A 25,090-nucleotide genomic window follows, 5' to 3' on the forward strand; every position below is an offset into this window, starting at 1 on the left:
AGGGTGCTCTGTCCACCCGAAACTGTTTCGACTCATATCCGAGCAGAAACATCAGTTATCAGTCATGTGCAGTTTTGTCCTAGTGTCTACTGCTATGAGTGATGTTCTGGAATTGGCTTCCGTCAGCGTTGTCCGAGGCAAGAAGACCCTGCTGGACAAGGTCGACTGGGAGGTCAACGAAGGCGAACGTTGGGTCATCCTGGGCCCCAACGGTGCCGGCAAGACGACGCTTCTCCAGATCGCAGCCGCTCGCTTGCACCCGAGCAGCGGCAAGGCAGGAATCCTTGACGAGACGCTGGGCCGTGTGGATGTCTTTGAACTCCGCCCGCGCATCGGGCTTTCTTCGGCGGCCCTCGCCACCCAGATCCCGGAGCACGAAAACGTCCTGAACGTCGTGGTGACCGCCGCCTATGGCGTCACCGGACGTTGGCGGGAGGGTTACGAGCGCGACGACGAACGGCGCGCCTTCGGCCTCTTGAACGACTGGGGCATGGGGCCGTTGCTTAACCGCACCTTCGCAACACTGTCCGAGGGGGAGCGCAAGCGAGTCCAGATTGCCCGCGCCCTCATGACCGACCCCGAACTGCTTCTGCTGGACGAGCCCGCGGCCGGCCTCGATCTCGGTGGTCGCGAAGAACTCGTCCACAAGCTCGGCGAACTTGCCAGCGACGAAGCCGCACCCGCCATGGTGCTGGTCACCCACCACCTCGAGGAAGTGCCGCCGGGCTTCACTCACGCCATGCTTCTCCGCGAAGGCGGAGTGGTTGCGGCCGGCCCCATCAAGGAAGTCCTCACCGACGAACATCTAAGCACCACCTTCGGCCTGGCCCTGGATGTCTCGGAAAACGGTGGTCGCTACACTGCGACTGCCCGCCGCTAAGCGAAATCGTAGCCAACAGTGGAAATTCTTAGCAGCATCCTGGTCTTTTTCGCGGGCTTGTGGGCCGGCACCATCAACGCAGTAGTCGGTTCCGGCACGCTGGTGACTTTCCCCGTTCTCATCGCCATCGGCATTACTCCCGTGGTTGCGTCCATGAGCAATGCGATGGGCCTCGTCGCGGGAACGGCTGCCGGGGCTTGGGGCTATCGCCGAGAACTGGCCGGCAGGGGCCGGCAACTCATGAAGCTGCTGCCAGCGTCGTTGCTGGGCGGCATCACCGGTGCGTGGCTGCTGCTGCATCTCCCGGAGAAAGTCTTCCACTACGTTGCGCCCGTCCTGCTGGTTCTGGCCCTGATGATGGTCCTCTTCCAGCCGAAGCTGCAGGCGTGGGTGCGCAGCAGGGAACAGAACCCTGAACATGCCATCCGGGATCGCAGCCACGGCATTTTGCTGGTGGCCCTGGTGTATCTTGCCGGCGTCTACGGCGGTTACTTCGTGGCAGCCCAGGGCATCCTGCTGGTAGGAATCCTCGGGGTGTTCCTCACGGGAACCATGCAAAACGCCAACGCCATGAAGAACATCCTGGTGCTGGGCGTAAACATGGTGGCGGCCGTCTCGTACCTGATCTTTGCCTTCGACCGCATCAACTGGCTTGTGGTCCTGCTCATTGCCGTCAGCTCAACCATCGGCGGTCTTGTGGGCTCAAGGGTTGGCCGAAAGCTTTCGCCGCGAATCCTCAGGGCGGTCATTTTCACCCTCGGCATCGTGGCCCTTGGCTTCATGATTGCCAACCTGCTGAAATAATCTCCCGGTGACCTTCCACTACCTCGAGTCGGCTGACGATCCCCGCGTCACTGACTACACCACTCTCACCGACGTACATCTCCGCAAACTCCGTGAACCCGAAGAAGGCATGTACATTGCCGAATCTTCCCGTGTACTCCGGAGGGCGCTTGCCGCGGGGCACCAACCCAGATCCTTTTTCCTTGCAGAGAAGTGGCTGGAGGACCTCGACGATGTCTTCCAGGCCTATCCCGACGTTCCTGTCTTCATTGGCAAAGCGCCCTTGCTGGAGGAGATTACTGGCTTCCACCTCCACCGCGGCGCGATGGCTGCCATGCACCGGCCAGCTCCCGTTCCGCTGGAGGAGCTCTTGGTGAACGCACAGCGGGTCGCCGTGCTCGAAGACATCGTGGACCACACCAACGTGGGCGCCATCTTCCGTTCGGCTGCTGCGCTCGGAGTGGACGCCGTCCTCGTATCGCCGCGGTGTGGTGACCCACTGTACAGGCGCAGTGTCCGCGTCAGCATGGGAACTGTCTTCCAAGTGCCGTGGGCACGGTTGGAAAGCTGGCCCAATGACTTGGACCGCCTCAAGGAGCAAGGCTTTACCGTGGCTGCCATGGAGCTGACCGATGATGCCCTTGACTTGGACGAGCTGGCCGCCAGACGGTACCCGAAACTTGCCCTGGTTCTCGGCACCGAAGGTGCCGGCATGAGCAGCGACACCTTGAACGCCGTCGACCTCGCAGTCAAGATTCCGATGCGGGCCGGTGTTGACTCGCTCAACGTCGCGTCGGCGTCCGCGGTGGCGTTCTGGGAGCTTCGTCCGCGCGGATAATCCCCGGTTCGTGCCGGGTGGCTGTTTCCGCTATGATTGGTTGTTGGCCCGGCCGCTGAAATTTTCACATTCCAGCAATCGGACCACCTCCATTCATACCTGGCAGCTGGCAAAATCCAGTTGCGTGAACAAAAGGTCCCATTATGAAGTCTGATATCCACCCGAAGTACGAAGCTGTTGTTTTCAACGACCTGGCTTCCGGTACGCAGTTCCTGACCAAGTCCACCGTGTCTTCCTCGAAGACCATCGAGTGGGAAGACGGAAACACCTACCCGGTTATCGACGTCGAAATCTCTTCGGAGTCCCACCCGTTCTACACGGGCAAGCAGCGCATCATGGACTCCGCTGGCCGCGTCGAGCGCTTCAACGCTCGCTTCAAGGGCTTCGGCGGCAAGAAGTAACCCACTTCACCCCAAGGCTTTCAAAGCCCGCATTGCTGGAATTCCGGCAATGCGGGCTTTTGCGTTTTCCGGCAAGATGGACAGCATGACTTCCCAGCCCAAACCAGAAACAAAAATGCACGACGGCGGCACTCGCCTGCACGGGGAATACAAAGTCCCGGGCGGAAAACTCGTGGTGGTGGACCTGGATGTGGTGGAGGGGCGGTTCGCCAACGTCTCGCTGAGCGGCGACTTCTTCTTGGAGCCCGATGAGGCTTTGGAGGACATCAACGGGGCCCTCACCGGACTTTCGGATGCCTCTTCGGCCGCCGATATCGCAGCGGCTGTTACAGCCCGCCTGCCCGAAGGGGCTGTACTGTTCGGATTTTCCGCGGAAGCCGTGGCAGTCACTGTTCGCCGGGCGCTGTCCAAAGCAACCAGCTGGGCAGACCACCAGTGGGACGTCATTCCGCCAACGGTACTTCCCACGCAAGTGAACGTGGCGCTGGACGAGGTGCTCACTGAGGAAGTCGGGAGCGGCAGGCGCAATCCCACTCTCCGTTTCTGGGATTGGGAAGAACCCTCCGTGGTGATCGGCAGTTTCCAGTCGGTGCGGAACGAAGTGGATCCGGAGGGTGTGGCCCGCCATGGCATCACAGTGGTTCGCCGGATCAGTGGTGGCGGTGCCATGTTCATGGAAGCTGGCAATTGCATCACCTACTCCCTGTACTTGCCGCAGACGCTCGTGGACGGCATCAGCTTCGCGGACTCCTACGCCTTCCTGGACGCCTGGGTCATGGCCGCGCTTGAGAAGCTCGGCATCACGGCCTTCTACGTACCGCTCAACGACATCGCCACGGACCAAGGCAAGATTGGCGGGGCTGCGCAGAAGCGGCTGGCCAACGGCGGCATGCTGCATCACGTGACCATGAGCTACGACATCGATGCCGACAAGATGGTGGACGTCCTGCGAATCGGCAAGGAGAAGCTCTCTGACAAGGGCACACGGAGCGCCAAGAAGCGCGTGGATCCATTGCGCCGGCAGACCGGACTGGCCCGGTCAGCCATCCTTCACGCCATGCAGGAAGTCTTCACCGAGCGTTATGGCGCGGTGGAATCCCGGCTCACTGAAGCAGAACTGGACGAAGCCCGGAAGCGGGTGGACTCGAAGTTCGGCACCGAGGATTGGTTGAACCGGGTTCCCTAAGCGCACTTTCGACCTGCCGGCAGCTAGCCCTCCGACGCTTGCGCTGTCAGTGCCCGCAGGAGATGGCTGCGCTGTTCGATAATGATGCGCCGCAGGGCCCTGGGAGCACCCTTGTGATTCTGCATCCATTCATCAGTCCGGAGCATGACCGGATGGCTGGTGGGCCGCATTCCGTCCGCAAGATCCTGTGCGGCCGGGAAAAGTCCGCGGACGATCCTGCCGGCGATTTCAATACTTCGCTCAGCCCATACTCGTTCAAGGCACTCGAAGTACGGCTCAACATAGGGTTTCAGCATGTCAGCGGGCGCCGTCGCGAAGCCAGCGATCGTAGCGCTGAGGATCTCGTTGGAAAGGCCGGTGGTGTTGACCGCGGAGTCCCAGGCTGCTGCTTTCACTGAGGCATCCGGTCGGGCGGCCGAAGCCAGCGCGTGGCCCTCCCTGCCCGAAGCGGTTTTGTCAGCTTCAAGTTCCCGGTCCAGCTCAGCCTGCGTCGCTTGTCCGTGTGCTGAGAGTGCTTGCCAGAGGCTCCACCGCAGCTCCGCATCCACAGCAAGGCCGCCAATGACCGTAGAGCCCTCCAGGATGGCCCGGATCAGCGAGAGCTCGCTGTCACCGTGGCGCGACACGTCCGCGAGTGTCCTGGCCCACGCAAGTTGCTGATCCGATCCTGCCGCAGCGGCCTGCAACTGGTTTGCAGCAACAGCCAGGAACTCCTTGCGGACGTCGGCCCGCGTCGCGGCCGGAACAAAACGTTCAATGGCGCCGGTGGCATTGGCCAGCACGTTGAGCAGGACACCGATTCCACTCTCTGCTGGAGCAAACTGCTCGACGGCGGCAACGTACCGTGCAGCAGGCGTGACACCATCCCGGGCAGAGTCCCAGAGCGCCGTCCAGCAGAGAGCACGCGCCATGGGGTCCTGAATTCTGTCCAGTGAGGTGCGCACCGTGTGCTCGGACACGGGATCGAGCCGGACCTTGGCGTAGCTGAGGTCGTCATCGTTGACCAGCAGCAGCGCCGGCCTCCGCTTCCCGTTCAGCTCGGCTACCAGTGTGCTGGGGCCGACGACGTCCACGTCGATGCTCTCCGACCTGACCAGGGCGCCTGTTGTGTCGGCGTCGTACAAGCCCAGGCGCATGCGGTGCGGACGGAGCTCCTGGTGACCGGTGATGGGATCGATGGCGTCCTGTCGGAGTGTTACCGCGCCGAGCGTCCCACCGTCTTCCACGATCTCGGCGGAAATGGTGGAGATCCCGGATGTCTGCAACCATTGGCGTGCCCAGGTGGCGAGGTCGCGTCCGGAGGCTGCGCTGAGGGCCTTCAGGAGATCCTGCAGGGAAGTATTCCCGAAGGCGTGGTCGCGGAAGTACTGCCGGGAGCCGTCAATGAAAGCGTCAAACCCCACATAGGCCACCAATTGCTTCAGGACCGACGCGCCCTTGGCATAGGTGATGCCGTCAAAGTTTTGCTTGGCTGCTTCAAGATCGGGGATGTCGGCAACGATCGGGTGCGTCGTGGGCAACTGATCCTGCAGGTAGGCCCAGGCCTTACGCTTGCTGGCGAAGTTCACCCAGGCGGTGTCCCAATCGGTAGCCCGGTCCACTCCGAGGGTTCCCATATAGTCGGCAAAGGACTCCTTGAGCCACAGGTCATCCCACCAGTTCATGGTCACGAGGTCGCCGAACCACATGTGCGCCATCTCGTGCATCAGGGTGTTGGCGCGTGCCTGGTACTGTGCGTCAGTGGCCCTTGAGGCGTACACGTACTTCTCCGTGAACGTGACCAAGCCGGGGTTTTCCATGGCTCCCAGGTTGTATTCGGGAACAAAGGCTTGGTCGTATTTGCCCCACGGATACGGATAGTCAAAGAGCTCGTTGAAGAATGACAGGCCACCCTTGGTCAGACGGAAGAGTTCGTCGGCGTCGAAGGAGTCGGCCAAAGAGGCCCGGCAGAAAAGTGCCAGCGGCACGTCAAGGCGGGTGCCGTCGTCGAAGGTTGCTCCCCAGTGGTCCGTGGCCTTGTAGTAGGGCCCGGCAAGCACAGTGGTGATGTAAGTGGACATGCGCTTGGTGGTGGCGAAGTCCCAGCGGGCCACCCCGGGGTCGGATGTGGCGGGCGTCCGGGCGGCTTCAACGCCGTTGGATGCAACCTCCCAATCGGCGGGCGCGATCACATGGAACGTGAACTCGGCTTTGAGGTCCGGCTGTTCGAAGTTGGCGAAAACGCGTCTGCTGTCCGCCGGTTCGTATTGGGTGTAGAGGTAGCACTGGCCGTCGGCGGGGTCCACGAAGCGGTGCATGCCCTCACCGGAGCGGCTGTAAAGGGCCGTTCCCGTGACTGTTACCTCGTTCTCGGCAGCGAGGCCATCCAGGATGATCCTGTCGCGGTCCACCGCGCTCCCAATATCCAGCGGTACGCCATTCAACACCACCGACTGCACGCCTCCGCTGATGAAGTCCAGGAAGGTTGCGGAGCCGGGTTTGGCGGAGAAGGTGATGGTGCTGATACTCGGGTAGCCGGCGACTTCGGGATCTGCCGCGTCTCGGACATCGAGGGTGACGTCGTAGCTGTGGGTGGTGATCAGGGCTGAACGGGTAGCGGCTTCATCGCGCGACAGATTGTGATTCGACACACAGCTATCTAATCATGATCCACGCGGCACCCAGACCCAGCGAAGCGATGATCAGCCAGGAACCCAGCGCCACCAGCACAGCGCGTCCACCGGTGTGAATCAGGGTGCGCACCCGCACCGCCGAGCCCAGACCGAACAGCGCCGTTGCCAAGAGGATGTCTTGAAGGGCCGCCGCTGTTTCGAGTCCCATCTCCGGTGCCCAGCCCAGGGAGCGGACCACCACCATCGCGATAAAGCCAAGGACGAACAACGGCACGATGGGCGGGAACTTTCCCTCGCCGACGGTCGCCGCGTCCCCTGAACCGTTAGCGCGCTGTCGCAGATGGTCGATCCTCTGGTGCAGGCCGCCCGCTGCCGCGATGGGCGCAAGAAGGACCACCCTGGTCAATTTGACGACGACGGCGATCGCCAGCGCCGCTGGACCCGCGGTTTGCGCCGTGGCCACCACCTGGCCAACATCGTGCACGGACGCTCCGGTCCACGCACCGAACTGCTCAGGACTCAGGTTCAAGGGGTGCATCAGGAGTGGCAGCACGCCAATAGCCAACGTACCGCACAGTGTCACGAGCGCCACGGGGAGCACCGTGTCCTGGTGCTTGATGCGCCGCACCGCCGCCATGGCTCCGATCGCGGAGGCCCCGCAGATGGAGAAGCCCGTGGCGATCAGCAGGGCAGCTTCGCCGGGGAGGCGCAGCAGGCGGGCCAAGCCATAGGTTCCTGCGAAGCTCACCAGCACAACTCCGGCGATCAGGAGCAGGGAAAGCCAGCCGAGGCCGAGCACATCCTGAATGCTGACCTTGAGGCCCAGCAGTACGATTCCCGCTCGCATGAGGTGCTTCCCCGCGAAGTCCAGGCCGGGGCGGGCGCGCCCGGCAGCCAAGACAGCTGTGCCCGGTATATTGGCTGAGAGCAAGCCCAAGGCAACAGCGAGCGTCATGGCTGGTACGGCTGGAAACACCGCGTGGATGGCGAAGGCCAGACCCGTTGCGGCGATGCTCAGGACCAACCCGGGCCCCAGCCGGGACAGCTGGGGCGAAAGACTGTTGAAGGGCATGCCTCAACCCTGCCGGATGGGGGCACGGAAAGGCGAACCGGGACCTCCCGGAAACTGCGACACAATCTGCGCGTAATGCGCCCGACTCAAAAAGGTGATTGTCTAATTCCCATGTCTGACCTATTCCAGGATTACTCCGAGGCCGCTGCGCGCAGTGGCGCCTACGACGAGATGTTTGCCCCAGGCCACGTTGCCAGAAAATCCTACGGTCAGGTTTCCGGCGCTCTGCGCGAACTTTCCCTGGCGGACGTCACGGCCCGTGCCGATTCCATGGCCCGTACGTTCCTGGATCGCGGTGTGACGTTCGACTATGCGGGGGAGGAGCGGCCGTTCCCGCTGGACATCGTGCCAAGGGTCATCCCGGCCGACGAGTGGGACGTGCTGGAGCGCGGTGTCGCCCAACGCGTCAAAGCGCTCGAAGCCTTCCTGAATGACGTGTACGGACGCATGGCCGTGGTGACCGACGGCGTGATCCCGAGGCAACTGGTGACCACCAGTGCACACTTCCACCGGGCAGTCCACGGTTTCGAGCCGTCCGGCGGCGTCCGCGTCCATGTCTCGGGTATCGACGTCGTCCGCGATGCTGCGGGAACCTTCAGGGTGCTCGAAGACAACGTCCGGGTACCTTCCGGTGTCAGCTACGTGCTGGAAAACCGGCGCGCCATGGCGAAGGGCCTGCCCGAAGCGTTCGGCCAGCAGCACATCCGCCCCGTCGAAGAGTACCCCCGCCGGCTCCTCTCTGCCCTCCGCAAGACGGCCCCCGCCGGCGTCGACGATCCCACCGTCGTTGTGCTTACACCGGGTGTCTTCAACAGCGCCTATTTTGAGCACACCCTCCTGGCGGGGCTTATGGGCGTGGAACTGGTGGAAGGCCGCGACCTCATCTGCCGTGGCAACCGCGTCTACATGCGGACCACCGCGGGCGAGCAGCGCGTGGATGTCATCTACAAGCGCATCGATGACGACTTCCTGGATCCCCTGCAGTTCCGTTCCGATTCCATGCTTGGCTGTCCGGGCCTGGTCAACGCAGCCAGGGCCGGGGGCGTGACCATTGCCAATGCCGTGGGCAACGGCGTAGCCGATGACAAGCTCGTGTACAGTTACGTCCCTGACCTGATCCGGTACTACCTTCACGAAGAGCCAATTATTGCCAACGTCGACACCTTCCGGCTTGAAGAAAAGGAAGCCAGGGAGCATGTGCTGGACCGCCTCGATGAGCTCGTGGTGAAGCCCGTTGACGGCTCCGGTGGCAAGGGTTTGGTCATTGGCCCGGACGCCTCGAAGGAAGAACTTGATGCGTTGCGAAAACGTGTCATTGCCGATCCCCGCGGCTGGATCGCCCAACCCGTGTTGCAGCTCTCCACCGTGCCGACTCTTTCCGGTGACAAGTTCGGGCCACGCCACGTGGACCTGCGGCCTTTTGCAGTGAACGACGGCGACGACGTCTGGGTCCTGCCCGGCGGTCTCACCCGGGTGGCGCTCAAGGAAGGCTCGTTGATCGTGAACTCCAGCCAGGGCGGCGGGTCCAAAGACACCTGGGTCTTGGCCAATTCGCCGCAGATGCCCGCCGAAGTCATCCCGCGCCAGTCCGTCACCGTTCGCGAGCAGGTTTCCGTGTGGCCCGTGGAAAGCAACTGGCGGGACCGCCAGACGGAGCAGCAGCAGTGACCCCGCTCCACCCAACAACTGAACTTCGACATGCACCACGCGAAGGAGGCGCAGCCACATGCTGAGCCGTATTGCTGAATCACTTTTTTGGATCGGACGCTACGTAGAACGCGCCGACGGCACTGCCAGGATCCTGGACGTCCACCTGGAACGCCTGAACCACCTGCCCCTTGAAGAGCAGCGCAGCGTGGCCAGGGAGCTGCTGGCGGTCATGGGAGCGAAGCCCCAAAGCGAAGACTTTGGCCTGCCCGAACTTCTCCATGCCTTGGCTTACGACAAACAGAGCGCATCATCCATTGCCGGTTCCCTCGGTGCAGCCCGCGAGAATGCACGGCGGGCCAGGGAAACTGTCTCCCAATCCCTCTGGGAGAGCCTTAACACCACGTATTACGGACTCAACCAGCACCGCAAGGACGTGGTGGGAACGTACCGTTTCTGCAACTGGGTCCTGGAGCGGACCGCCATGGTTCGCGGTCTGGCGGACACCACGGTCAGCCATGACGAAAGCTGGCTGTTCATGGTCCTCGGCCGGTCCCTGGAACGGGCCGACATGACTGCACGCATGTTGTCCACGCGGGACGTCCAGTCCGCGGGAATGTCCTGGGTGAACATGTTGCGGTGCGCCGGCGCTTACGAGTCCTTCATCCGGACCCGACGGGCCGCGTTCGGAGACCAGCACGCGGCAGAGTTCCTGCTCCTGGACCGGCTGTTCCCACGCTCCATCGTGTACGCCCTGCGTGACGCCGACGAGTGCCTCGCCAAACTGGATCCGTCCGCGCAACGCGTTGGCTTCATCAACGATGCCCGGCGCATCGTGGGCCAAGCGAGGACGTTCCTTGAGTTCCACCGCACGGATGACCTTATGTCCGAGTTGCCTGAGCACATGGAACGTGTGCAAAAGGCAGTGACGCAAGCGTCAGACGCGATTTCCCGTAAGTACTTCAATCAGGCTGATGAACACGCCTGGGTGGGAGAAGTTTCATGACCCGGCTGAGCATCGTCCATAAAACGGCCTATAAGTATCACCGACGCGTGACTTTGTCCTACAACGAGGCCCGGATGACCCCGCTGACCGACGGCCAGCAGGTGGTCCTGGAGTCCTCCCTCAAGGTCTCGCCCAACCAGGCCTCTGTCAGCACCTACCGCGACTACTGGGGAACACGAGTCACGGCGTTCGATATGCAGATGCCGCATGAGAGCCTTGAGGTCCTCGCTACGGCCACCGTGGAAGTGCATCGAACCGAGCGGATCGCTGCCGAGGATGACATCGTGGGATGGGACGTCATAGCCTCGGAGAAAGTACAGGACGAGTTCAGCGACTGGTTACCCCAGTCACGGCTCAGTGGCCCGGGCGACGAAGTCCTCAGCATCGTTCCCGGAATCGTCGATGGCAAGAACCCGCACGAGGCGGCGCTGGCGGTGTTCGCGTGGATGGCCGGCGAGATGACCTATATGAAGGGCACCACCGGTGTCACGACGAATGCCGAACAGGCGTGGTCGCAACGCCAGGGTGTCTGTCAGGACCTCGCCCACTTGGCCATCGGCGCCCTGCGGTGCAGCGGTATTCCCGCCCGTTATGTCTCCGGGTACATCCACCCCCGGTCCTCGGCGGACATTGGCGAAACCGTGGCCGGTCAGTCACACGCCTGGCTGGAATGGTGGGACGGGGAGTGGCGCAGCTGGGACCCCACCAACCACAAGCCCGCCGGTGACTACCACGTGACTGTTGCCAGGGGGCGGGACTACCGCGACGTGCCACCCTTGAAAGGTATCCTGTCCGGTGGCGGCGGATCCGGGCTCTCTGTGTCAGTGGAGATCACCCGGCTCGCTTAGAAATTTTGTACAGATAAGGCCCTTAAGAACATTCTTAAGGGCCTTATCTGTACTCAAATTCGAGAGTTTTACCAGGGGGACGGTTTGTAATCCTTAAGGAAGACGCCGTACTGATCCTCGCCCTTTTCCCCCATCACAATGGGGTCGTACACACGGGCTGCGCCGTCCACCAGGTCCAAGGGTGCGTGGAACCCTTCCTCCATGAGCCGGACCTTGGTGTAGTGGGGACGCTCATCTGTAATCCAACCGGTGTCCACAGCGGTCATCAGGATGCCATCGGAGTCCAGCATTTCCTGTGCACTGGTCCGCGTCATCATGTTCAAGGCCGCCTTGGCCATGTTGGTGTGAGGGTGTCCGGGACCCTTGTAGGCACGGGAGAACTGCCCTTCCATGGCAGATACGTTCACGATGTACTTCCTGTGGGCCGTGGAGCGCTTCATGGCATCCCGCAATCGGCTGACCAAGAGGAAGGGCGCGGTCACGTTGCACAGCTGGACCTCGAGCATTTCCAGGGGGTCCACTTCGTCAACAACCTGGGTCCAGCTGTTGATCGAGGCAAGGTCCGGAACCAGGCCACCGGCGTCAATCGCCGTTCCCGACTCAATCCGCTGCAATGATGCCGATCCGGTGGAGAGGGCCAGCGAGGTGATCGCGTCCCCCGCCAGGACCGGGTGTTCGGTGACGCTGCTGGCAAGGGCAAGCGGGTGCTTGTCATGTGCGTGCCCGAAAGTCACCAACTCGGGACCGCCGTTGGCCGCCTCCAGGGCCGCAGGCAACGGTTCGTCCTCGGCGTCGACCAAGGGCTTGTACGCGTTGCCGGATCGCCGCACCGTCTGCGCTGCGTTGTTGATGATGATGTCCAACGGGCCGGCTTCGTTCAGCGAGTCCGTCAGGGCCATGACCTGTGCAGGATCGCGCAGGTCGATGCCAACGATCCGGAGCCGGTGAAGCCACTCGCCGCTGTCTTCCATGGCGGCGAAACGACGCGCCGCGTCCTTGGGGAATCGGGTGGTGATGGTGGTGTGCGCGCCGTCCCTGAGCAGGCGCAACGCGATGTACATGCCGATCTTGGCACGACCACCGGTCAACAGCGCCCTACGGCCGGTGAGGTCGGTGCGCGCGTCGCGCTTGCTGTGGCTGAAGGCCGCGCATTCGGGGCAAAGCTGGTGGTAGAAGGCGTCCACCTGCGTGTAGTGCTTCTTGCAGATATAGCAGGGACGCGAGCGGATGAGGTGGCCCGCGATCTCGCCGGTAGCGGAGGGGGCCAGCTTGTTGCCGCGGGTTTCATCGTCAATACGGTCCGGCGCGGCGGTAGCAGTCAGGGCGATGACGGCGCGGTCCGCCTCGGCGATGGAATCGCGTTTGGTCACGCGGCGGTGGCGCTTGACGGCCTTGAACATCTTGCCGGTGGCACGCCGGACTGCAACGTAGTCCGGGTGCTCTTCGTCGTAGACGTGGATCGTGGTCAGAACCTTGAGGCAGGCCTGGATCTCTTCAGGCGTCAGATCGGTGGAGCTCATTGACCTGATTTTACAGCCTTGGGAGCCCGCGGCCTGCCTCGGGTTCTGTCTGCGTCAGCTGGAGGGGTACAGGCTAGTGCGCGGCACCCTGCGCAGCAGCGTCCGCCACGCGTGACTGGATGCCGGCCGCTACCTTTTCGGCTGAGTCACGGATATCGGGGTCGTCATGGGTGGCCGCCTTGACAGCTTCCGGCAGCGCTCGGCGATGTTGTGCGGACAGAGCGAGCTCTGCCTCGCCGGGCTCGGGCACCACTTGCCCCTTCGCCAGGACGGTGATGCCGGACTCCGTAACCTTGTAGCCGCGGGCCTTGTCCAGTGCGGGATCCAGACCGATGGCAGCCCCGGCGGGGACCTTGACGTTCTTGTCCAGGATGGCCCGTTTGATGACGGCACCCTCACCGACGCGGACCTTGTCCATCAGCACGGAGTCCTGGACCCGGCTGCCAGCCGCCACATAGGCGTCGTTTGAGAGGACAGAGCCCTCTACGATGCCGCCGGAGATCACCACGCCACTGGCCACGATGGAATCGAGGGCCGTGCCCACCGTGTTGTTTTCCCCACGGACGAACTTTGCGGGCGGGGAAATGCTCTGGCGGGTGTAGATCGGCCACTCAGAGTTGTACAGGTTGAAGACCGGCACGGGGGAGATGAGGTCCATGTGTGCGTCGTAGAACGAGTCGATGGTACCGACGTCGCGCCAGTAGGTCCGGTCGCGTTCGGTGGCGCCGGGGATGTCGTTGAGGGTGAAGTCGTACACGCCGGCTTCGCCCTGGTCCACGAAGTAGGGAATGATGTCGCCGCCCATGTCGTGTTTGGTGTCGAGGCGTTCCGCATCCACATGCAGTGCCTCAACAAGAGCATCAGCGTTGAAGACGTAGTTACCCATGGATGCCAGGAACTGCGTGGGGTCCGCCGCCAGCCCGGGGGTGCTGGCCGGCTTCTCCACGAAGGCTGCAATCTTCTGGGGATCGTTCTGGTCCACCTCGATCACGCCGAACTGGTTGGCCATGTTCAGTGGCTGCCGCACTGCAGCAACTGTGGCTTTCGCACCGCTGGCGATGTGCTGCTCCACCATCTGGGAGAAGTCCATGCGGTACACGTGGTCAGCGCCAACCACTACCACGATGTCCGGGGCGTCGTCGTGGATCAGGTTCAGCGATTGATAGATGGCGTTGGCACTGCCAAGGAACCAGCTCTTGCCTACACGCTGCTGGGCCGGAACGGATGCCACATAGCGGCCCAGCTGCGTCGACATGCGCCAGGTTTCCGAGATGTGGCGGTCAAGGCTGTGCGATTTGTACTGCGTCAGAACCACAATTTTCAAATATCCCGAATTGACGAGATTGGATAGTGCAAAGTCAATGAGACGGTAGCCGCCAGCAAACGGAACCGCGGGCTTGGCCCGGTCCGCCGTCAGCGGCATGAGTCGGTTACCCTCTCCGCCTGCCAATACGATTGCCAAAACTTTCTTCAACGCCATGGTCACAGCTCCCCGTACGTCTTCGTAGCCCCCAAAAGTCCGATTTTCCGGACTCTTTCACACTAGAACACATACGCCGGAACGACTACGTTGGTTAGCGTGCGAATAGACATTGTGACTAAAGAATTCCCTCCGGAAATTTATGGCGGTGCCGGTGTCCACGTTGCCGAGCTCAGCCGGGTGCTGGCAAAGCACGTCGATCTTCACGTTCGGGCGTTCGGCGCCCCTCGTGATGCCGACTATCACGGGGCGACTGTGGCCTCCTACGCCACGCCCGAGGACCTCGGCGACGCCAACGCTGCCATCCAGACGCTGGGCGTTGATCTGAGGATCGTTCCGGACATTGCGGGAGCGGACCTTGTCCACTCGCACACCTGGTACGCCAATATGGCCGGCCACCTCGCTTCGCTGCTGCACGGCATTCCGCACGTGCTCAGCGCCCACAGTCTTGAGCCCCTCCGCCCGTGGAAGGCCGAGCAGCTTGGCGGCGGTTACGCGCTGTCTTCCTGGGTGGAGCAAACCGCCTACGAAGCCGCTGCCGCCATCATCGCCGTATCGGACGGCATGCGCCAGGACATCCTCCGCAGCTATCCCAACGTTGATCCTGACAAGGTCCGCGTGGTCCACAATGGCATTGATGTCTCGCTGTGGGAGCGGGACGAGGAAGACGACGCAATCCGGGCCTTGGGCATCGACCCTGCCAAGCCCAGCGTGGTGTTTGTTGGCCGCAACACCCGACAAAAAGGTGTCCCGTACCTGCTCCGCGCCGCGTCCAGCCTCCCTGATGACGTCCAACTGGTGCTCTGCCTCGGCGCGGCCGACACCCCCGAACTGGCCGCCGAGACGGCGCGCCTCATCGAGGAACTGCAGACCAAGCGCGAAGGCGTCGTCCTGATTGAACGGATGCTGCCGCGCCGCGAGCTTATCCAGGTCCTCAGCCATGCCACAGCCTTCGCCTGCCCTTCAATCTACGAGCCATTGGGCATCGTGAACCTGGAAGCCATGGCCTGCGGTGCAGCCGTTGTGGCCAGCGCCACGGGCGGCATCCCCGAAGTGGTCCAGCACGGGGAAACGGGGCTGCTCGTCCAATTGGAACAGGTCACGGACGGAACCGGCACACCGTTGGATCCGGAGAAGTTCGTCAGCGATTTCGCTGCCGCCTTGAACGAGGTAGTGGCCGATCCTGCCCGTGCGCGCGAGATGGGCATCGCCGGTCGACGCCGGGCAGAGGAGCATTTCTCCTGGGAGTCCATCACGGAAACAACCCTTGAGGTCTACCGCTCCGTACTGCGGTAGCCGGAACTGCGGTAACCAGTACCGCGATTTATCGGGATTGAAGCGTCCCAACAGCAGTCCAAACCACGACGGCGCCGCCCCCTTTGCTGGGGCGGCGCCGTCGTGGTTTACCAAAGTTCCGCTGCTGTTCACCGCAAGGTGGCGGAGAACTGCTACCGCGACTTGTTGGCCTTCAGTGCCAGGAGCGTTTTCTCGTCCGCAGGGGCACTTCCACTGGCACGCTGCTCGCGGAAATACCGGCGTGCTTCGTCCTGTCGCGTCGCCTCTGCGCCTGTGGCAATCGAGGCGCGGAGGTGTTCAGGGCCGTAGCCGAAGGCGTCCACAAGGTCCACCGCATGCGGGCGGATCTTGACCAGCAGTCGGTTGATATAGGTGCCCACGGTCCGGCCACGCTGCATGGAGAGCCGACCATTCATGAGGTACCAGGAAAGATGCTTCTCAATCAGCGACAATCCGAAAAGGTCGCGCAGCCACGTCAGGACACGCTTTGTTCCTTCGTCGGAGACCTGGGCAAGGGCCTCGGTGAAGGCTTCCCACTGCAGCAGTTCAGCGTGCGCCTGGGCAGCCTCGATCAGTTCGTGCTGGTGCTGGTTGAACAGGGCCGCTGCCTGGTGCTGCGGAAGCTTGTTGGCTCCCTTCAAGGCTGCGCCAACCTCAGCCACCATGGACTGCACCCGGTCGGCAAGAAGGGTCCGCTGGCCTTCCTCGTCCCGCAAGGCCAGCGCTGCCTTTTGCACCGAGCCGGTGTCCGCCACAAACTGGGCCACTTGACGCAGGCCCGTGCGGTGCAAAGCCACGCCGGCGGCCTGGTCCACGACGTAACGGGCCAGGACGCCAAAGTCCGCGCTACGGAATTCCTTGGCGTAGTCAGCCAGGAGCCTTTTGGCTACCAGCTGCAGCAGGACGGTGTTGTCACCCTCGAACGTGACGTAGACGTCCAGGTCCGCCCGAAGAGAGGCGAAGCGGTTTTCGATCAGGAAGCCGGCGCCGCCGCAGGCCTCCCGGCATTCCTGCAGGGTATCCAGGGCATGCCAGGTGCTCAGTGGTTTGAGTGCGGCTGCCAGCGTTTCCAGGTCCTGGCGGTCGGCGTCGGTGTCGTGGGCGCCGGAGAAGACGTCGTCAAATTTCTGCAGGAGCTGTTCGTGCGCGAAGCTGGCCGCGTACGTGGTGGCCAATCGGGTGAACAGGCGACGCTGGTGCCGCTGGTAGTCAAGGAGGACTTCTTCGTCGGTGGCTGACGATGCGTTGAACTGGCGTCGCTCGGTTGCGTACTGGATGGCCGTCTTGAGGGCCAACTTGCTGGCAGCTACCGCCGCGCCATCCAGTGAGACGCGTCCCTGCACCAGCGTGCCGAGCATGGTGAAGAAGCGCCGACCGGGGCTTTCGATGGTGGAGGAGTAGGTGCCGTCCTCAGCTACGTCGCCGTAGCGGTTCAGCAGATTGGTGCGGGGGATACGGACGTTCGTGAAATGAAGCCGGCCGTTGTCGATGCCATTCAGTCCGCCCTTGATGCCATCGTCTTCGCCGCCGATACCCGGAAGGAATTCCTTACTGGCAGGATCGCGGAGTTCCACATAGAACGCGTGGACGCCACGGTTGACGTTGCGGGTAATCAGTTGGGCGAACACGACGGCGGCCAGACCGTCATTGGCCGCATTGCCGATGTAGTCCTTCCACGCTGCGCGGAAAGGCGTGTTGATGACGAATTCCCCGCTCGCTTCGTCATAAGTAGCTGTTGTGGCAATGCTGGCGACGTCCGAACCATGACCTGTTTCCGTCATGGCAAAGCAGCCCGGGATCTCCAGGCTCATGATGCCGGGCAGCCATTTGTCCTGGTGTTCGACGGTGCCAAGGTGCATCACCGCTGATCCGAAGAGGCCCCACTGGACGCCGGCCTTGATCTGAAGTGAGGGGTCGGCAGTGACGATCTCTTCGAACCCGGCGATATTGCCGCCATGGTCATCGGAGCCGCCCAGACGGGTGGGGAAAGCGCGATGAACAGTGTTGTTGTCCACCAGGAACTTCAACTGTTCGAACACCCGGGCACGGTGCTCCGTGTGAGACAGGCCCTCGACCTTCTGCACAGCCGGATTGCCGGCAACAGCACGGGCCTGGTGCCGGATGTGGGCCCACTTGCCCAGGAGTTGCTCGCCAAGGGCAGCAACATCCACCACAGGCTCCGCGCCTGTGGTGGTGGCTGCGTCATCGCGGCCTGAGGGTTGGTTGGCTGATGAGGCCCGGTCCACTACTTCAGTCATGTTGTTTCCTTCTTTGGTTCCGACAACTGATGAGTCATTGCTGTGTCAGGTGGTGGTCTTGAGTTCCGGGGCTATGCCGAGGCACAGCCAATCGGTGATCCGCCCGGCCATGGTTGCCTGATCGGGTTTGGTGCTGCTGGCGGGGCTTCCCAACCACATCTCGCCCGCGTTCCTGACGAGTCCAATGGCGGCGGTGGGCCAGTAGACAATCACTGCTTCCTTTTCCTCGCCAAGGTGCTCCCGCATGGGGGTCGCGATCATGTCCGTGATCTGTTCGAAAAAGTTGCCCAACGCTCCGGATGCTGCGATGGCGTCCTGCGCCGACGCCTCCCCGGGGCTCAGCCGCGTTATGAAGGCATAGACATTGGGGCTGGATTCCGCCATCTGCAGGTACGCGGAGACCATGGCGAGCAACCCTTCACGGGGCGTCTGCGCTGACTGGGCAGCTTCCTGCATCCGGCGCTGCATCTGCCCCAGCACAACTTCGCCCATGGCTTGCTGAAGCCCCGCCTTGTCGCCGAAATAGCGGTAGAAGACGGATTTTGATGTGCCGGCCGCTCCGGCAATGTCCTCCATGGAGGCCTCGCTGCCCAAGCGGTGAACAGCCTTTCGTGCCGATTTGATCAGCTCGCGGCGCCGTTCTTCGCGATGGGATTGCCACCGTGCTGTGCGTCCATCCACAGTTGCGCTGATGGCATCCTGCGGGGCGTTGACGGCAACGGCGACTTCTTCGGAGCGACTGTTCACGATACCCAGCGTATCAGGTACGCTGGGTATCAGTAACTGGCATTGATCGAAGGAGACAAGCATGGCTGCAGCAGATGTGACCGCGGGCGCGACCCGGGAAGCAACCACAACCCCTCAAGCAACACGCTCCGCCGTCATCGTGGGCGGCAACCGCATCCCCTTCGCCCGCACAGGCGGTGCCTACGTGAAGTCGTCCAACCAAGACATGCTCACCGCGGCATTGGAGGGTCTGGTTGCACGTTTCGGACTTCAGGATGAACGCATTGGCGAAGTTGCTGCAGGCGCAGTGCTCAAGCACTCCAGGGACTTCAACCTCACTCGGGAAGCCGTGCTGGGCTCCGCTTTGTCGCCGGAAACTCCGGCGTACGATCTCCAGCAGGCCTGCGCAACCGGTTTGGAGACCGTGATTGGGCTGTCCAACAAGATCAAGCTCGGCCAGATCGATTCAGCCATCGCTGGAGGAGTGGACTCGGCATCCGATGCGCCGATCGCGGTCAGCGAGGGACTTCGCGAGATCCTGCTGGACCTCAACCGTGCCAAAACGCCCGTGCAGAAGCTGAAGATCATCGGCCGCATCAGGCCCAAGGACCTGGCCCCCGACGCACCCAACACCGGCGAGCCCCGCACTGGCCTGTCGATGGGTGAGCACCAAGCCCTCACCACTGCACAGTGGAAGATCGCCCGTGAAGCCCAGGACGAGCTGGCCTTCAACAGCCACCGCAACCTTGCTGCCGCCTATGAGCGCGGCTTCTTCGACGACCTCATCACGCCCTACCGCGGACTCAGCCGCGACTCCAACCTCCGTGCCGACACCACGCTGGAGAAGCTCGCCACGCTGAAGCCCGTTTTCGGCAAAAACCTGGGCTCCGAGGCGACCATGACGGCCGGTAACTCCACGCCCCTCACCGATGGCGCCTCCACCGTCCTGTTGGCCACCGAAGAATGGGCAGACTCCCATGGCCTGCCCAAGCTCGCCACCGTCCTGGATGGCGAGGCAGCCGCCGTCGACTTCGTCCACGGCAAGGATGGCCTCCTCATGGCGCCCGTCTTCGCAGTCCCGCGCTTGCTGGCCCGGCACGGGCTGACGTTCGAAGACATCGACTTCTTCGAAATCCATGAGGCCTTCGCTGGCACAGTGCTGAGCACGTTGGCAGCATGGGAAGACGAGGAGTTCGGACGCACCCGGCTTGGCCTCGATGGAGCGCTTGGCAAGGTGGACCGCGCCAAGCTCAACGTCAACGGATCTTCCCTGGCCGCAGGGCATCCCTTCGCCGCGACGGGTGGAAGGATCGTGGCTTCACTTGCAAAGATGCTGCATGAGAAGGGCGCGGTCGACGGACGGCCCGCACGGGGACTGATTTCCGTGTGCGCCGCCGGCGGGCAGGGCGTCGTTGCCATCCTGGAAGCAGCGTAGGGGGAACTCCATGACAGACAAATACACACAGCTGGTGAGTCAGGGATTGGGCAAGGACGTCGCCAAGAAGCTCGGCCTGCCGCAGCCTGTGGTCCTGCGACGCCATCAACCAGGTGCCCCGCTGGTGATCGGCCCCGTGCTGGTCAGTGGCGACAGCGCAGGTGCCGATGACATCGCCACGACGCTGCTGGGTTGGGGCCTGGATGTTCGGCGCAACGCGTTGCCCAAGGAAAAGCTGGGTGCCATCCTCTTGGTCCTCGATGCCGTCCAACATCCCGAAGACCTGGCCAAACCTGTACTGACTGCCGGCGCCTCCCTGCGGGACCTCGCGTCGAACGCCCGAGTGGTCACGATCTCCCGGACAGCCCACTCGGCAACGTCTCCTGCGTCCGCGGCGGCACGTCAGGGTATCGACGGTCTCCTGCGGTCCCTGGCCAAGGAACTCCGCGCTGGGGCGACAGCCAACGGAATTCTCTTGGACGACGACCTCGCAACCACAAGCCCCTCGGCGCTCGGCGCCCTGCGGTTCTTCCTTTCCGGACGCTCCGCCTATGTGGACGGACAGTTCCTGACCGTCAGCTCGGCCTCGGGCACATTGCCGACCGATTCGGAGAAGCCACTGGCAGGCAAGGTCGCGGTTGTCACAGGGGCAGCCCGGGGCATCGGAGCAGCCATCGCACGCACGCTGCGCCGGGATGGCGCCACGGTGGTCGCTGTGGACATCCCTGCGGCCGGGGATCACCTGGCAGCGGTGGCCAACGAGGTACGGGGAACGGCACTGCAGCTTGATATCAGCCGGGACGACGCCGGCCACCGAATCATCGAACATGCTGTGCAACGCCATGGCAGGATCGACATCGTGGTGCACAACGCCGGAATCACCCGCGACAGGCTCCTGGCCAACATGGACGAGGGACGCTGGCAGTCGGTCATCGCGGTGAACATCGCCGCTCAACTGAGGATCAACGAGGCCCTTCTGGCGTCCGAGCACTTCAAGAATTCGCCACGCATCGTTTCGGTCGCTTCCACCAGTGGCATCGCCGGCAACAGAGGCCAGACCAACTACGGCGCGTCCAAGGGTGGGGTGATCGGCATGGTGAAGTCCACCGCGCCACTGCTGGCGCCCTTCGGCGGCACCATCAACGCGGTTGCCCCGGGCTTCATCGAAACCGAAATGACAGCCAGGATGCCGTTTGCCATCCGTGAAGCCGCACGCCGCCTGAACTCGCTCAAACAGGGCGGCCAGCCCCAGGATGTCGCCGAAGCGATCGCCTTCCTGGCCAGTGATGCCGCCGGCGGAATTTCTGGTGGAGTGCTGCGCGTCTGCGGACAACAACTGGTGGGAGCATGACCGATCCCCAGCCAGTCATCCTTGGTGAGCTGCCGTCGCTGTCCAAGCTGTATGTCAATGCGGCCGCAACTGCTGCGCGCCGCAGGGTCCTTGGGGCGTCGACAGGGAAGACCAGATTGCCGGCTGTCAGCCACGAGGTCCGGAATATCCGGGCCGAGGTGGAAAACCTGACCGCCTACCAGCACCTGGTAGGCGAGACCGCAAGCGATATCCTCCCTGCGGGTTTCGTTCATGCGCTGGCGTTTCCGGTGTCCATGAGCGTCATGAACAGGGACGACTTTCCGTTACCTCTCTTGGGGATGATCCATCTCAAGAATCGTGTGGAGCAGCGTGTCCCCATCCAGTTCACCGAGTCCCTGGATATCCGATCATGGGCGGCCAACCTCGCCGGCCACCGTGCAGGGACGCAGTTGGACATCGTAGCTGAAGTCCGTTCAACGTCCAGCGGCGACTTGCTCTGGCGGGGTGTTTCAACCTACCTTGCCAAGGGTGTTTTCCTGCCAGGCATAGATAAGGCGGGAAACCCCAATGGTGCGTCAATGGCCGGTGATTTCTCGCCGCCGGACCCCACTGCGCTGTGGCAGCTCGGCCTGGAGACCGGCCGAAGCTACGCCACCGTTTCGGGCGATTTCAATCCGATCCACCTGAGCGTCTTGTCCGCCAAGGCTTTGGGGCTGCGGGGATCGATTGCCCACGGAATGTACCTGGCCTCACGGGCATTGGCTGACGTCGGTGCGGTCAAATCGGAGTCCTTCGCCTGGGACGTCGCCTTTGAAGCCCCGGTGTTCCTTCCGGCACGGGTTGCCTTGGATATCGCCACAGTCCAAGGGAACTCGGGCACTTGGGAACGATCGACGTACGTGGCTTGGAACCCACGCACCGGACGGCGCCATTTCGTGGGCAGCGTTTCCCATCTGCCCTGACAAACAAGGCAGTAAACGGCGGCGGTCACCTCAGGTGACCGCCGCCGTCGTTAACTCGCTGCTGCTGCTCCAGCTCAGCGCTTCGCCGCACTTTCCGGCACGTAAGCGCCCGCCCAGCGGAAGACTTCTTCGAAGAATCTGCTCCGCGCCGGTTCGGCAGACAGGGCGAGATCGTGGATACCGCCATCGATCCGCGCCAAGGTCACCAACCGCCCCAGTCGTGTACTGCGTTCGGCGATATGCCGGACGTTGAGCACGATGTCCGAGGAATTGATGGTCTCGGGCGGTGCCGTTACCGATGCACTGGCGGTGGAGGCGCAGACCAGGACGGGACAGCGGATATCCAGGCCCCTGGCGAGTTCGGCGTGTCCGCGCCTGATGGCGCGCAACCAGCCGGCCAGAACGGGAAATCCTTCCAGCGGCTTCCAGCTGAGGTTGAAATCCCACGCGCCGCCCGTGGTTGAGTGCAGGCTGCGTCCGTAATGCTCACCCAGGACGCCCACCTGCCGCCTCGGCTGGTACGTCGCAAGACGGTCGACGACGGCGGTCCCCACCGTCCGCTGGAGGAACGGCTTATTCAGGTCGAACCACGGACTGTTGAGGATCAGCGCATCCACGGTGCCATCGAAGCGTCGCCGGTGTGCCCAGAGGCTGGTAATCAAGCCTCCCGTGGAGTGGCCCAGGACAACCAGGACATCGTGCCCATCCTCATCCCTGATGATGCGGGCTGCCTCGTCGAGCTCCTCGTCGTAGCTCTGCAGGGATTCGATGTAGTTGGGCGTTTGGTGGGGGAGCAGGGACCGTCCATACTTTCGAAGGTCCAGGGCGTAGAAGTCGTATCCGGCGTTGGCCCACTCATCGGCCAAGTGCGCCTGGAAGAAGTAGTCCACGAACCCGTGGACATAGAGGACGGCACGCCCGGTGCCGGTAGGTATCTTCCTGCTGACCAGCGTCGCCACCACATCGCCCTCGGAGTCGGGCTGGAGGGTCAGGGTCCGAGCTATGTAGTCGGGACCGAGGATGTCTTCAGAGCTGGTCATGTTTTTCCTTCACTGTCCACGGAAGAAACAAAGGTGATCAAACTCGCATCCTATTTCGCCCGGAGGGGCCGAGGCAAAAAACAAACAAGGCCCGGAATCCGTGGATTCCAGGCCTTGTGATTGTGCGCGGAGGGGGACTTGAACCCCCACCCCCTTTCGAGGACTAGCACCTCAAGCTAGCGCGTCTGCCATTCCGCCACCCGCGCAAGGTGGTGTTCAGATGGGTCGTTTTGCACCTTCCGGTGCTTCACTTTCCTCCGAAGCAGCGAGAAAAACTCTAACACGGTTTCGGGTAGCTGAAAAATCGGCGCTGGTCAGGGCCCTTCCGTGCCCGTCGGAGGACCCACGACGAAACGAATTCCTGACTGGGGCCGCTGCTGGTGAGTAGGCTGAGGGAACACGGGACGGGCTGCGGAGCCGCAGTTTGCGTCGCCGGAACCTGCAGCCCAGCCACACAAGGAGAATTTCCATGTCTGTCATCCGCCCCGAAGACGAAGTTGTCCGGATCTGCCAGGAGCTCATCCGCATCGACTCCTCCAACTTCGGCGACGACACCGGCCCGGGGGAGCGTGCAGCAGCCGAGTACACGGCCGGCCTGATCACCGAGGTAGGCCTTGACGCTGAAATTTTCGAGTCCGCCCCTGGCCGCGCCAACGTGGTAACCCGCCTGGCCGGCGAGGACCCGTCCGCAAATGCGCTGGTGGTACACGGACACCTCGACGTGGTCCCTGCCCTGAGGGACCAGTGGAGCGTGGACCCGTTCAGCGGCGAACTGAAGGACGGCCTGGTCTGGGGACGCGGCGCCGTGGACATGAAGGACATGGACGCCATGATCCTGTCCGTCATGCGGAACTTCGCCAGGACGGGCCGTAAACCCAAGCGCGACATCATCTTCGCGTTCTTTGCCGACGAGGAGGCCGGTGGCACTTATGGCGCCCGGTACGCTGTGGAACACCGCCGCGAGCTTTTCGACGGCGCCACCGAGGCCATCTCCGAGGTGGGCGGCTTCTCCGCCACCATCGGCGGACAGCGGACCTACCTGCTCCAAACTGCCGAAAAGGGCCTGTCCTGGCTGCGGCTGGTGGCCCACGGCCGGGCGGGACACGGCTCCCAGATCAACACCGACAACGCCGTCACCCGGCTTGCAGCTGCCGTGACCCGGATCGGTGAATACAAGTGGCCGGTGGAACTGACGCCCACCACGCGCCAGTTCCTGGACGGCGTCACCGAACTGACCGGCGTCGAGTTCGATGCCGACAACCCGGACATCCTCCTGAAGGAGCTGGGCACGGTGGCCCGGTTCGTTGGCGCGACACTGCAGAACACATCCAACCCCACCTTCCTGCGTTCGGGTTACAAGCACAATGTCATCCCTGAGTCGGCCGAGGCATTCGTGGACTGCCGCACCCTCCCGGGTCAGCAGGAACTGGTGTTTGAGACCATCAAGGAACTCGCCGGCGACGGTATCGAGATCAGCTACGTCAATAAGGACGTCTCCTTGGAGGTACCGTTCGCGGGCAACCTCGTGGACTCCATGATCGACGCCCTGCACTCCGAGGACCCGGGCGCCAAGGTGCTTCCCTACACGCTCTCCGGCGGCACCGACAACAAGTCGCTGAGCAAGATCGGCATCACAGGCTACGGATTCGCCCCGCTGATGCTGCCGGACGAGCTCGATTTCACCGGGATGTTCCACGGCGTTGATGAGCGCGTTCCTGCCGAATCACTCCAGTTCGGCGCCCGCGTCCTGAATACGCTGCTCAGCAACTACTAGAGCAAACCACCAAA

20 protein-coding genes and 1 tRNA gene are annotated in these 25,090 nt (G+C 62.8%); 13 read left to right on the top strand and 8 right to left on the bottom strand.

Annotated features, from left to right (window positions below; translation table 11 throughout):
* Window positions 1–94 precede the first annotated feature (94 nt).
* The 5 genes from FQP90_RS03040 (at window position 95) to FQP90_RS03060 (ending at window position 4,088) form a co-directional block, all read left to right on the top strand.
* Window positions 95–880, top strand: coding sequence for an ABC transporter ATP-binding protein (locus tag FQP90_RS03040; protein WP_144648259.1), 786 nt, complete (start codon window positions 95–97; stop codon window positions 878–880).
* A gap of 18 nt (window positions 881–898) precedes the next feature.
* A complete protein-coding gene (locus FQP90_RS03045) occupies window positions 899–1,684 on the top strand; it encodes a sulfite exporter TauE/SafE family protein (RefSeq protein ID WP_144648260.1) in 786 nt (261 codons plus the stop codon).
* A 7-nt stretch (window positions 1,685–1,691) separates the two neighbouring features.
* Window positions 1,692–2,501, top strand: a complete 810-nt coding sequence (locus FQP90_RS03050; RefSeq protein ID WP_144648261.1) for a TrmH family RNA methyltransferase — start codon at window positions 1,692–1,694, stop codon at window positions 2,499–2,501.
* A gap of 143 nt (window positions 2,502–2,644) precedes the next feature.
* Window positions 2,645–2,902, top strand: a complete 258-nt coding sequence (locus tag FQP90_RS03055; protein WP_017200906.1) for a type B 50S ribosomal protein L31 — start codon at window positions 2,645–2,647, stop codon at window positions 2,900–2,902.
* Window positions 2,903–2,987: 85 nt separating this feature from the next.
* A complete protein-coding gene (locus tag FQP90_RS03060; RefSeq protein WP_244296465.1) occupies window positions 2,988–4,088 on the top strand; it encodes a lipoate--protein ligase family protein in 1,101 nt (366 codons plus the stop codon).
* 23 nt (window positions 4,089–4,111) lie between these two features.
* Here the strand turns inward: FQP90_RS03060 and pepN are convergent, their stop codons facing one another.
* Together pepN and FQP90_RS03070 are read right to left on the bottom strand one after the other, a co-directional pair.
* Complete coding sequence (gene pepN / locus FQP90_RS03065; protein ID WP_144648263.1) at window positions 4,112–6,718, bottom strand: aminopeptidase N; 2,607 nt, start codon at window positions 6,716–6,718, stop codon at window positions 4,112–4,114.
* Between the two features lie 4 nt (window positions 6,719–6,722).
* Window positions 6,723–7,772: a YeiH family protein gene (locus FQP90_RS03070; protein WP_144648264.1), complete on the bottom strand. Its 1,050-nt coding sequence runs from the start codon at window positions 7,770–7,772 to the stop codon at window positions 6,723–6,725.
* A gap of 111 nt (window positions 7,773–7,883) precedes the next feature.
* On the opposite strand from FQP90_RS03070, the gene FQP90_RS03075 reads away from it, so the two are divergent.
* From FQP90_RS03075 to FQP90_RS03085, 3 genes are read left to right on the top strand one after another with little or no spacing between them, the layout of a single operon-like run.
* A complete protein-coding gene (locus FQP90_RS03075) occupies window positions 7,884–9,440 on the top strand; it encodes a circularly permuted type 2 ATP-grasp protein (protein WP_144648265.1) in 1,557 nt (518 codons plus the stop codon).
* Window positions 9,441–9,498: 58 nt separating this feature from the next.
* Window positions 9,499–10,425 carry an alpha-E domain-containing protein gene (locus tag FQP90_RS03080; protein WP_144648266.1) on the top strand — a complete coding sequence of 309 codons (927 nt, stop codon included), beginning with the start codon at window positions 9,499–9,501 and terminating at the stop codon, window positions 10,423–10,425.
* Window positions 10,422–11,273: a transglutaminase family protein gene (locus FQP90_RS03085; protein ID WP_144648267.1), complete on the top strand. Its 852-nt coding sequence runs from the start codon at window positions 10,422–10,424 to the stop codon at window positions 11,271–11,273. Before FQP90_RS03080 ends, FQP90_RS03085 begins: the two co-directional genes overlap by 4 nt.
* 68 nt (window positions 11,274–11,341) lie before the next feature.
* On the opposite strand, the gene FQP90_RS03090 is transcribed toward FQP90_RS03085, so the two are convergent.
* On the bottom strand, window positions 11,342–12,793 hold the full coding sequence (locus FQP90_RS03090) for an SDR family NAD(P)-dependent oxidoreductase (protein WP_144648268.1): 1,452 nt from the start codon (window positions 12,791–12,793) through the stop codon (window positions 11,342–11,344).
* 73 nt (window positions 12,794–12,866) lie between these two features.
* Window positions 12,867–14,279: a glucose-1-phosphate adenylyltransferase gene (gene glgC / locus FQP90_RS03095; RefSeq protein ID WP_208759924.1), complete on the bottom strand. Its 1,413-nt coding sequence runs from the start codon at window positions 14,277–14,279 to the stop codon at window positions 12,867–12,869.
* Between the two features lie 93 nt (window positions 14,280–14,372).
* Here glgC and glgA point away from each other — a divergent pair, with 93 nt between their 5' ends.
* Window positions 14,373–15,569: a glycogen synthase gene (glgA, locus tag FQP90_RS03100; RefSeq protein WP_144648270.1), complete on the top strand. Its 1,197-nt coding sequence runs from the start codon at window positions 14,373–14,375 to the stop codon at window positions 15,567–15,569.
* A gap of 152 nt (window positions 15,570–15,721) precedes the next feature.
* Here the strand turns inward: glgA and FQP90_RS03105 are convergent, their stop codons facing one another.
* Window positions 15,722–17,827: an acyl-CoA dehydrogenase family protein gene (locus tag FQP90_RS03105; RefSeq protein WP_144648271.1), complete on the bottom strand. Its 2,106-nt coding sequence runs from the start codon at window positions 17,825–17,827 to the stop codon at window positions 15,722–15,724.
* A 45-nt stretch (window positions 17,828–17,872) separates the two neighbouring features.
* Entirely contained in the window at window positions 17,873–18,637 is a 765-nt protein-coding gene (locus tag FQP90_RS03110; RefSeq protein ID WP_208759925.1) for a TetR/AcrR family transcriptional regulator, read from the bottom strand.
* Here FQP90_RS03110 and FQP90_RS03115 point away from each other — a divergent pair.
* Genes FQP90_RS03115 through FQP90_RS03125 form a run of 3 tightly spaced genes read left to right on the top strand, consistent with a single transcriptional unit; the run spans window position 18,636 to window position 22,262 of the window.
* Window positions 18,636–19,988 carry an acetyl-CoA C-acetyltransferase gene (locus FQP90_RS03115; RefSeq protein ID WP_144648272.1) on the top strand — a complete coding sequence of 451 codons (1,353 nt, stop codon included), beginning with the start codon at window positions 18,636–18,638 and terminating at the stop codon, window positions 19,986–19,988. The genes FQP90_RS03110 and FQP90_RS03115 overlap by 2 nt on opposite strands.
* 10 nt (window positions 19,989–19,998) lie before the next feature.
* On the top strand, window positions 19,999–21,339 hold the full coding sequence (locus tag FQP90_RS03120) for a 3-oxoacyl-ACP reductase (RefSeq protein WP_144648273.1): 1,341 nt from the start codon (window positions 19,999–20,001) through the stop codon (window positions 21,337–21,339).
* Window positions 21,336–22,262, top strand: a complete 927-nt coding sequence (locus FQP90_RS03125) for a MaoC/PaaZ C-terminal domain-containing protein (RefSeq protein ID WP_144648274.1) — start codon at window positions 21,336–21,338, stop codon at window positions 22,260–22,262. The genes FQP90_RS03120 and FQP90_RS03125 overlap by 4 nt, the downstream gene beginning before the upstream one ends.
* A 74-nt stretch (window positions 22,263–22,336) precedes the next feature.
* Here FQP90_RS03125 and FQP90_RS03130 read toward each other — a convergent pair whose 3' ends face one another.
* The gene (locus tag FQP90_RS03130; protein ID WP_144648275.1) at window positions 22,337–23,302 is read right to left on the bottom strand and encodes an alpha/beta hydrolase; all 966 of its coding nucleotides are present in this window, start codon (window positions 23,300–23,302) and stop codon (window positions 22,337–22,339) included.
* A 123-nt stretch (window positions 23,303–23,425) separates the two neighbouring features.
* A tRNA-Leu gene (locus FQP90_RS03135) sits at window positions 23,426–23,508 on the bottom strand.
* 263 nt (window positions 23,509–23,771) lie between these two features.
* On the opposite strand from FQP90_RS03135, the gene FQP90_RS03140 reads away from it, so the two are divergent.
* Entirely contained in the window at window positions 23,772–25,076 is a 1,305-nt protein-coding gene (locus FQP90_RS03140) for a M20/M25/M40 family metallo-hydrolase (RefSeq protein ID WP_144648276.1), read from the top strand.
* The last annotated feature ends 14 nt before the right edge of the window (window positions 25,077–25,090 follow it).

The organism is Paenarthrobacter nitroguajacolicus, assembly GCF_007786235.1.
In the GTDB taxonomy this organism is placed as follows: Bacteria; Actinomycetota; Actinomycetes; order Actinomycetales; family Micrococcaceae; genus Arthrobacter; species Arthrobacter nitroguajacolicus_A.